The organism is Acidimicrobiia bacterium (assembly GCA_040878325.1).
GTDB lineage: Bacteria > Actinomycetota > Acidimicrobiia > Spongiisociales > UBA11373 > JAUYIV01.
The window spans coordinates 224,113-232,647 of the sequence record JBBDMM010000010.1; the positions used below are offsets into that span (position 1 = coordinate 224,113).

An 8,535-nucleotide genomic window follows, 5' to 3' on the forward strand; every position below is an offset into this window, starting at 1 on the left:
CATAGAATGCGCCCCGGTCATGTCCACGGATCCTTCCACTCCCAGCGCGGCTCCCGCGCCCTCCGTCGCCGCGGTGGTCACTGCGGACGACGCGGCATTGCTTCAGCGGTGCCTCGAAGCGATCGGTCGGCAAGTGTACGGACCGTCCAAGGTGTTCGTCGTGGGCGGAGACGAAGCCGTGCGGCGCGTCGCCGCCGACTCCGATGCCTCATGGCGCCCCAACATCGGCGGCATCTACGACACGATGGGCCCGGACATTTCCTACATCTGGGCGCTGCGGCAGCGGGCGCGGCCCGAGCCCGGAGCGCTCAAGGCGTTGATCGAGGATGGGGCCCGGGTCGACGCGTCCGTCGCCGGCTCCAAGGTGGTCGACTTCGAGAACCCCGAGCTGCTCATCTCGGTGGGCTACGCCACCGACGTGTTCGACGCCCCCTACAGCGGTCTGCAGGAAGGCGAACTCGACCAGGAGCAGTACGACGTCATCCGCGACGTGGCCTCGGTCGCCGGGACTTCGGTGCTCATCCGCCGCGACATCTTCCGCGGCCTGGGCGGTCTCGACCCGAAGATGACGCAGACCTCGGCCGCCATCGACTTCTGCCAGCGGGCCCGGCTCCGCGGTGGTCGAGTGGTGGTCATTCCGTCGTCGGTGGTGCGTTACGAAGGCCCCGACCCTGCTCCAAAGTGGCGGGAGCGGGCGGGGGAGACCCGGGCGATGATCAAGGCCTACAGCGGGCTGACCCTGCTGTGGGCGTTGCCGGTGGCGTTCCTGGTCGGGCTTCTCGAGAGCGTGCTCGCGTTGTTCGTGGGGCGGTTCCCATTGCCCGGTGTGATCGCCGCCGGGTTCTGGAACATCTGGAAACTGCCCTCCGCGATCGGAGCCCGGTGGCAGGCCCGCCGCGGGCGGGAGGTCGGCGACGAAGAGTTGTTCCGCTACCAGGTGAATGGGTCGGCGCGGCTCCGTCAGATCTACGAGGAAGTGGGAGAGCGGTTGCGGTCGCGATTCCCCGAAGGCGTGCTTTCAGGATTCAATGAAGCGGTCGAGGCCGGGCAGCAGCGGATTCGCAAGCCGGCCTTCTTCATCGGCTTCCTCGCCATCCTCTTCGGCCTCATGGCCACTCGGGGAATATGGGGCGACCATTTGCCGGTCGGGGGGTTCTCCCTCCCGCCACCGGATTCGGCCGTGGCGACGCTCGGTGCCTACGCCGGAGGCTGGAACCCGGCCGGGCTGGGTTCGCCCGAGGTGTTGCACCCTTCGGTGGCAGCGACCGCCCTGGTGCAACTCCTGACCCTGGGCCGAGGAGGTGCCGCCGTTGCCGTGATCGTGCTGGGGTCGTTCCTGCTGGGGATCTTCGGGATGGCGCGGCTGCTGCGGACCTGGGGGATCGGCTCGGTTCCCGGATACTTCTCCGGGATCGTTCTCATGGGTGGTTTCGCGCTGGCGGGCGCGACCGCGTCCACCCATTGGACCGCGATCCCATCGGTCGCCGCCCTGCCGTGGGCGGTCTCGGGCGCGCTACGGCCGTGGACCGGGGGGCGGCTTGCCAAGGCGGGCCGGTTTGCCGGGGTGGTCCTCCCCGTCGGTGTGATCGCGGCATTCACCCCGTTGGCGCTGGTCGTGCCCGTGGTGGCCTTGGTGATCTGGGCCCTGGTGGGCTTAGGGAACCGCTGGGGTGCAGTCGGCCGCATTTCGATCGCCGCAGTGGCAGCCCTGCCGCTCTTGCTGCCGTGGGTCCCCTACGCCGACCTCCTTGGCCACCTCGGGGAGGGCGACAAGGCCTTCTGGGACCCGGCGTGGCCGATGGTTCTTCTTGTGGCCCTGGCGGTCTTCGGTGCGCTGGCCTCACGCGATCCGGTGCTGATGTCGCTTAGCGCCTGGGGCGCCGTGCTGGCTGCACTAGGTGCCATCGCCGCCCGCAGCGGCAGCTTCGGTTCGGGAGCCGCGGTCGAGGTAGTCGGGCAGATCGCGGCTGCTCTCGGTGTGGCGGTGGTCGTCGGATGCGCCCTCGACGCCAATTCGCGGCGCAAACAGGTGAGGGGCACCGAGTACATCGGCGTGGTCGCCGGTACGACTGCGACGGTCGTCCTGGTGATGCTCACGATGCTGGTGGCCGGGCCGGGGCGTGCGGGCCTTCCGGCAGACGAATTGACCGGCGATCTCGCTTTCGCCGTCCCGCAGAACGCCGCTCCGACCCGGGTGTTGATGTTCGGCATCGCGTTGCCGGGCACGACCCGACAACTCGAAGGTCTTCCTTACCGGGTGATCGTTCCCCCGTACCCGACCACCTGGGAGTCCCGGCTCAATGAGCCCCGGCTTGGCGATGATGCACTCCACGCCGTGCTCGAGGACCTGCTCGACGGACGGGTTCGCCGAGCCGGGGGACTGCTGGCCGAGTTCGGCATCGGGTGGGTGGTGTTCTCCGAGCCCAGCCCGCTCGAGCAGGTCTTCGCCGCCCAGCTCGATCTGGTCCCGCTCACTTCCCTTCGCTTTCCGGTGTTCCGCAACGAGGTGCCGACCGCACTGGCCCTCACGCCTGATGGCACCGGATGGAACCTGGCCGGCACCGGGTATCGATCCGGCGATGGGGCGGCGACGCCCGCGATTGCGATTGCATCCAACGCCGACCACCGGTGGGGGCCCGGTTCTTGGGAGCAGGTCGAGTGGTGGAACCAGGTGGTCCCGAGCGAGCGCTCGGTCCAATTCCAGCCGTACGGTCCCCGGCGGATGATGGCGATCGCCGCCGGCGTCTGGCTGGCCGCGCTGGCGGCCTTGTGGGCATTGAGTCGGAGGAGGGTCAAGTCGTGAGGCGCACTCCGATTGCCGTGTTGATCGGAGCGCTGCTCGCCGGGGCGTATTTGCTGCCCGCCCCCGACCCGGCACCCGAGCCCCTTGCCGGGGTAATCATCGAACGGCCGGGCATCGAATCGCCCATCGACGCCGCCATCTGGTACTGCTCGTGGGCCCAGTCGGGGGCGGAGCGAGACTCGATGGTGTCGGTGGCCTCGATGATGCCTGCGCAGGCGGAGTTCACCTTCCCGGTGGCGATCCCCGGGGAAGATCCGGATACGGCTCAGCTGGAGATGCTCGGGCCGGGCGCGGCGGTCCTGACCCTTTCGGACATCGCCCAGCGGGGCGACTCTCCCTCATTCATCGAGTTCACCGGCGGCCCGTCGGCGGCCACCGCCACCGTGGTTGGCGACGTGCTCGCCGCGGACACATGTGCTGCCTCCGGTCCCGACGAGTGGTTCTTCGTTGGGGGATCCACTCGTACCGGAGAGACCCTTCGCTTGCGGCTCTTCAACCCGTTCCCCGAGATCGCCAGGGTCACGGTCTCTGGATTCTCGGAGATCGGCGTCGAAGCTCTGGGCGAGTTGCGGTCGCTCACCGTCAACCCCCGGTCGTGGCGCGATATCGACTTTCAGGAATTGCTGCGCCAGCGGGAGACGCTCGTGATCTCGGTTCGCACCGAAAGCGGTTTGATCGTGCCATCGATGTCGTTCGCGAACGACGCCGACGAGGCCTGGTGGAGTGGAACCGGGCTCTCGACCGAGTGGGAGTTCCCGGTCGCCCGTCAGGCGGGTCTGGAGGATGCCGCCATCGTGGTGGCCAACCCCGGACTCGCTCCCGCCGAGATCACGGTCGACATCTTCACGCGGGCCGGGCCGCAGCCAGCCGCACTGACGTTCACGGTCGAGGCCGAATCTCCCCTTCGAATCGGATTCGCTGACATCGAGGAGACGGTGATCGGAGCCCGGCTCACTGCAACCTCGCCGGTTGCCGCGGCCGTGGTGGCAACGGGGGAGGCGGGCACCGCCGTGACTTCCGGGATACCGGCGACATCGAGTACCTGGCTGCTGCCGGGGCTTCGCGCAGCCGAACCCGACGAAGGCTTCTTGTGGCTCCTTAACTCCGGCGACGAGGCGGTCACCGTCACCATCGGTGTGCTGACCGCCTCGGCGACGATCAACACGAAGGAGGTCCTCGACCCGGGAACCATCCGTCGCATTCAGGTCGACGACGTGACCGCGCTGGGCTACGTGGTCTTTGCCGCCGACCCCTTCAGCGCCGGTTGGAGCATCGTTGGGTCGACCGGTGCGGCGTTTTCGACCGGCCTATCCGTTCAGGAGGAGTGAGTTGCCGGGCGGCCTGATCTTCGCCGCGTTGTCCGTTGCGATGGCCGTGGCGTTCGCATTCGGCGCCATCCGCTGGACCCGGCGTCGAGCCGACACCGCGGTCCTCGACCTCAGCGGCGTCGCCGGCCGGGTTGTGTTCTTCTCCGACGAGGCGTGCCGTCGGTGCCCGGCGGCCCGGGACGCCCTGGCCGCCTCCGGGGTGGAGTTCGAGGAGATCCGCTACGGCGACGACCCCCAGCGCTTCCGCGCCACCGGAGCAACCGCGGTGCCGTTGGTGGTGGTTAGGGATTCGCAGGGCGCGGAGTCAGGAAGAATCGTCGGCGAGGTAAGAGCCGGCAAACTCGCCGTGCTCCTGAAGCAAGCCGGCCTCTAGTCGGCTCGCCAATCGCCGGCCGGGCAAAGCCCGGGTCCTCGGAACCACACTTCCGTAATCACACCGATGTGATTAGAGTCCACCCCTATGACCGAACACTGCGTTCGCTGCGCGACCCCGGCCGGCATCGTGATGCGGTTCCATTACATGGAGCGCACGATGTGGCTCGAGGATCTTCGAGAGCCCGTCGTCCCCGGCGCCGGGTACGCGATGTGCGAAGACCACGCCGGGCGGATGACGCCACCGGTGGGTTGGACCCTCGTCGACCGCCGGCAGCCGGTTCGCCCGCTATTCGCTTCGCTCGAAGTCGCCTGACGAAGGATGCCCATCGACCGGGACGTGCTCGACGCCGTCCTCGAGATGGATGAGCACGAGCTGAGGAGGATCGTGATACTCGCCCGGGCTCGCTTGGAGTCGCGTGGGGTCCGTTTCGAAGACGGGACTCCTGAGGTGAAACTCCGCAAGCAATTGGTGCGCTGTGGCAAGGAGAACTGCACCCGGTGTCCTCACGGGCCGTACTGGTACGCCTACTGGCGTGAGGACGGCAGGCGACGCTCCCGGTATGTGGGCAAGCTCGGCGCAGCCGACCTTTCACCCCGTCCAACGAATAACTAGTCAACCCCGTCTGGGGGCTTGCCGAAGGAAATCGAACGGTGGAAACGAGGAGGAAGCCAAATGGCCAGGCGCTCTGAAGCGCTGACCGTCGAATGTGCCAATTGTGGTGCGCGCGACGCGATCCAGATCGAACTGAATCTCCCCGACGGCAGCGATGTCACCTTCAACTCGTGTCATCGGTGCGAGCACCGGTGGTGGGAGTCGGGCAGTGAAGTGCTCGACCTGACGAGTGTGCTGGAGAAGGCGCGGAAGCACTGAACGGCTCCGCCGTTCAGTGACGCCTCCAGCCACCAGCAAGACCTTCTGCAAGTGGCGATGAGCCGAGGGTGAAACCCAGAAACACCCCGCGGCGTTACTCTCCTCGATCGTGATCGCCGAAGTACCCCTGCAGTCGACCGCCGGTAGGTTCACCCGTCGTCCTTGGTGGAAGTGGGTGACCCCGGTCGTCCTCGTGCTTTCGGGGGCGGTGGCATTCGGGTTCATGCGGCCCGATCAGATCCTGATCGCGAACACCCCCACCGGCGGCGACATGGGGGCTCATGTCTTGCTTCCGGCGTTCCTGCGCGATGTCCTCTTGCCGTCAGGCCGGGTGCTCGGCTGGAGCATGGACTGGTACGCCGGATTCCCGGTGTTCTACTTCTATTTCCCACTCCCGGCGCTGACGATCGTGTTGTTGGATGTCGTGCTGCCGTACGGCGTGGCCTTCAAGTTGGTGACGGTGGCCGGCTTGGTGGCGCTGCCTTTCGCTTCGTACTACCTGGCTCGCTCGTTCGAGGCATCCAAGCCGATTTCCCTCGTTGCCGCAGCCGCCGGCGGGTCGTTCATCTTCATGGAGAGCTTCTCGATCTACGGCGGGAACACTCTTTCCACCCTCGCAGGCGAGTACTCGTTCTCGTGGTCGTTCGCCCTCTCGCTGGTGTACCTCGGCATGCTGATCCGGAACATCAGGTCGGGCCGGGGGTTCTCGGTAGGCCCCGGCATAGTGCTGGCCCTCACCGCTCTTTCCCACATCATCACCACGATGCTCATCTTGATCGCCACGATCCCGTTGCTGTTCAAGCGGAAGGGCGTGGCCACGGTCGTCGGTTCCTGGGCGTTGGGCTTCGGCATTGCCGCGTTCTGGGCGGTCCCCCTCCTGGCGCGGGTGGGACTCACATCCGACATGGGTTGGTTTCCGGTAGAGGGGATCGACAAGGTGTTCCCCCGTGAGCTGTGGCCGATGGTCCTGCTGGCGGCGGCGGGGCTGGTGTGGGCGGTCGCCCGCCGCCTGCCCATCTCGTCGGCGGTGGCCATGCTGGTGACCCCGGTCGCCGGCTACTACCTGATCCAGTTCATCGATTACCGGAAGCTCTACAACGCCCGCTTGCTGCCGTACTGGTACTTCTTCGTCCACTTGCTTGCCGGGTTGGCGGTCGGTGCCGCCGCAGTGGCGCTCGCCCGACGACTCAAGGGCGGCGAAGCCACCCGGTGGTTGGCTGCTGGCACCGCCTCGGTGTTCTTCATCCTGGCTGGTGTCGCGGGTATCCAGAAGACGCCGCACTGGGCGGCGTGGAACTACGAGGGCTACGAGGGCAAGCAGGAGCTTGCGCTGACCAGCGAAGGGGAGTGGATCCTCCACACGGACCGATGGGGTGAGTACCAGTCGCTGATGCAGGAGCTCGATGCACTCCCCCCGGGCCGCGTCATGTGGGAGGCCAACAACGACATGAACCGGTACGGCACTCCAATGGCCTTGATGCTCACCGGCTACTGGTCCGAGGGCCACCCGTCGATGGAGGGGCTGCTGTTCGAATCGTCGCTGACGACGCCGTTTCACTTCCTCAACGCCGCCGAGGTTTCCCAGCGACCGTCGAATCCGGTCTCGGGGCTGCAATACCACGGAATGGACTTCGACAGGGGAGTGCGCCACCTGGGCGTCTACGGTGTCAAGTATTACGTGTCCTACACCGACACGGCCAAGAAAGCCGCAACCGACTACGGGCTCGAGATTCTCGCCGAGGCACCGCCGTTCACGGTCTTTGCTCTCCCGCAGTCCGATCTGGTCGAGACCGCGAGCTTCATCCCCGCGGTCTGGGATGGCGAGGAGGGCTTCTTCGATGCCACGCTCGAGTGGTACGACAACATCGACGCTCTCGACCGGTGGCTCGTGGAGGAGGGCCCCGAGGATTGGCCGCGGATCGACGACGTCACCGTCACGGCCCGCCCCTCCATCGCCACCGCCGGCATTGTGACGAACGTGGTACTCGATCACCATCGAATCGAGTTCGACACCACCGCCATCGGGGTTCCCCACCTGGTCAAGGTCTCTTACTTCCCGAATTGGGAGGCCGAGGGGGCCGCGGGCCCCTACCGGGCGGCCCCCTCACTCATGATCGTCGTGCCGACCGAGGGGCATGTCGTGCTCAACTTCACCGATACATGGGCAGAGAGCGCCGGCAAGTGGATGACGGCGGCGACTCTGATCGCACTCGCCATCTACGGGATCCGCCGCAGAAACCGCACCAAGGAGCAGGCGCCAAACGCGGCGTAGTCCTGCTTCCTGCTACCTGCTTCCCTTCCTCTCCCGGGTCAGGGCACGGCGGATTCGCCAAAGACCCTTGAGAGTGCGGGGTACCCGGCTGAGGAAACTGGAACGGGTGTCCCGAAGCTCCTCGACGCGGGCAGGCACCTCCCGGATACGGGCGCCGGCCCGCTCTGCCCGGATCACGAGCTCGGTGTCGAACAGGTCGAGATTCGAGATGACCTTGGGTGTGAGGTCACGGGCGATTGAGCCCCGGACCATTTTCATACCGTGGGTGTCGCTTACCGACGATCGAAAGAGCAGCTTCAGCAGCAGGTTGAATCCGAGGGTTCCCATGCGACGCAGCAGGCTGCGCTTGTCCTCCGCTCCCTTGGCTCGCTTCGATGCGAGCACCACGTCGGCGTCGCCGGCGAGCGCGAGCGCCGCTCTGAGGAAGTCGGCCGAGAAGTAGTCGATGTCGAAGTTGACGACCCAGTCGGAGGAGGCCGACGCGAACCCGGCCCTCATCGCTGCCCCGTAGTTCGGCTCGGGGAGCCGCAGCACTTTCAGTCTTGGCTCATCCGCGGCGATCTGCTCGGCCAGCTCACCGGTGCCGTCGGTCGAGCCGTTCTCGGCGAGGACCACCGAGAAATCCGCCTCGACGCCGTCGAGCTCGTCGAAGAGCCGGGCAAGGGCCGACGGCATGAAGTCGGCCTCGTTGTGAACCGGGATGACAATGGTGACGCTCGGCCGCATGGCGTTTGAGTCTACGGGGAGCACCTGTCGGCTCCGGCTCCAGCCACGGCTCCGGCCAATCCGGCTCCAGCCCCAGCCTCGCCCAGAGAATCATCGTGGCTCGGACTCCGGGTCTGGCTGGGGCTGTGGCTGGAGCCGGGGCGTGGGGGGGGGGGGGGGG

The 8,535-nt window shown here is 66.9% G+C and carries 8 protein-coding genes; 7 read left to right on the top strand and 1 reads right to left on the bottom strand.

Annotation, left to right across the window (positions count from 1 at the left end; translation table 11 throughout):
- The first annotated feature begins 19 nt into the window (after positions 1-19).
- The 7 genes from WD184_06155 to WD184_06185 all read left to right on the top strand — a co-directional run bounded on the left by WD184_06155 (position 20) and on the right by WD184_06185 (position 7,649).
- Positions 20-2,803, top strand: coding sequence for a glycosyltransferase family 2 protein (locus WD184_06155; GenBank protein ID MEX0826315.1), 2,784 nt, complete (start codon positions 20-22; stop codon positions 2,801-2,803).
- A complete protein-coding gene (locus WD184_06160; GenBank protein MEX0826316.1) occupies positions 2,800-4,131 on the top strand; it encodes a DUF5719 family protein in 1,332 nt (443 codons plus the stop codon). The genes WD184_06155 and WD184_06160 overlap by 4 nt, the downstream gene beginning before the upstream one ends.
- A 1-nt stretch (position 4,132) precedes the next feature.
- Entirely contained in the window at positions 4,133-4,504 is a 372-nt protein-coding gene (locus WD184_06165; protein ID MEX0826317.1) for a hypothetical protein, read from the top strand.
- 87 nt (positions 4,505-4,591) lie between these two features.
- Positions 4,592-4,819, top strand: a complete 228-nt coding sequence (locus WD184_06170) for a DUF3499 family protein (GenBank protein MEX0826318.1) — start codon at positions 4,592-4,594, stop codon at positions 4,817-4,819.
- Positions 4,820-4,825: 6 nt separating this feature from the next.
- A complete protein-coding gene (locus WD184_06175; GenBank protein ID MEX0826319.1) occupies positions 4,826-5,119 on the top strand; it encodes a hypothetical protein in 294 nt (97 codons plus the stop codon).
- A gap of 60 nt (positions 5,120-5,179) precedes the next feature.
- Positions 5,180-5,377: a hypothetical protein gene (locus tag WD184_06180; protein ID MEX0826320.1), complete on the top strand. Its 198-nt coding sequence runs from the start codon at positions 5,180-5,182 to the stop codon at positions 5,375-5,377.
- A 109-nt stretch (positions 5,378-5,486) separates the two neighbouring features.
- On the top strand, positions 5,487-7,649 hold the full coding sequence (locus tag WD184_06185) for a hypothetical protein (protein MEX0826321.1): 2,163 nt from the start codon (positions 5,487-5,489) through the stop codon (positions 7,647-7,649).
- 12 nt (positions 7,650-7,661) lie between these two features.
- Here the strand turns inward: WD184_06185 and WD184_06190 are convergent, their stop codons facing one another.
- Positions 7,662-8,375, bottom strand: a complete 714-nt coding sequence (locus tag WD184_06190; GenBank protein ID MEX0826322.1) for a glycosyltransferase family 2 protein — start codon at positions 8,373-8,375, stop codon at positions 7,662-7,664.
- Positions 8,376-8,535: the final 160 nt, after the last annotated feature.

Excerpts from the sequence above, each read along its gene's own strand:
- WD184_06190 (MEX0826322.1), bottom strand. The coding sequence starts at position 8,375 with ATGCGGCCGAGCGTCACCATTGTCATCCCGGTTCACAACGAGGCCGAC.
- WD184_06180 (MEX0826320.1), top strand. The coding sequence starts at position 5,180 with ATGGCCAGGCGCTCTGAAGCGCTGACCGTCGAATGTGCCAATTGTGGT.
- WD184_06155 (MEX0826315.1), top strand. The coding sequence starts at position 20 with ATGTCCACGGATCCTTCCACTCCCAGCGCGGCTCCCGCGCCCTCCGTC.
- WD184_06170 (MEX0826318.1), top strand. The coding sequence starts at position 4,592 with ATGACCGAACACTGCGTTCGCTGCGCGACCCCGGCCGGCATCGTGATG.
- WD184_06175 (MEX0826319.1), top strand. The coding sequence starts at position 4,826 with ATGCCCATCGACCGGGACGTGCTCGACGCCGTCCTCGAGATGGATGAG.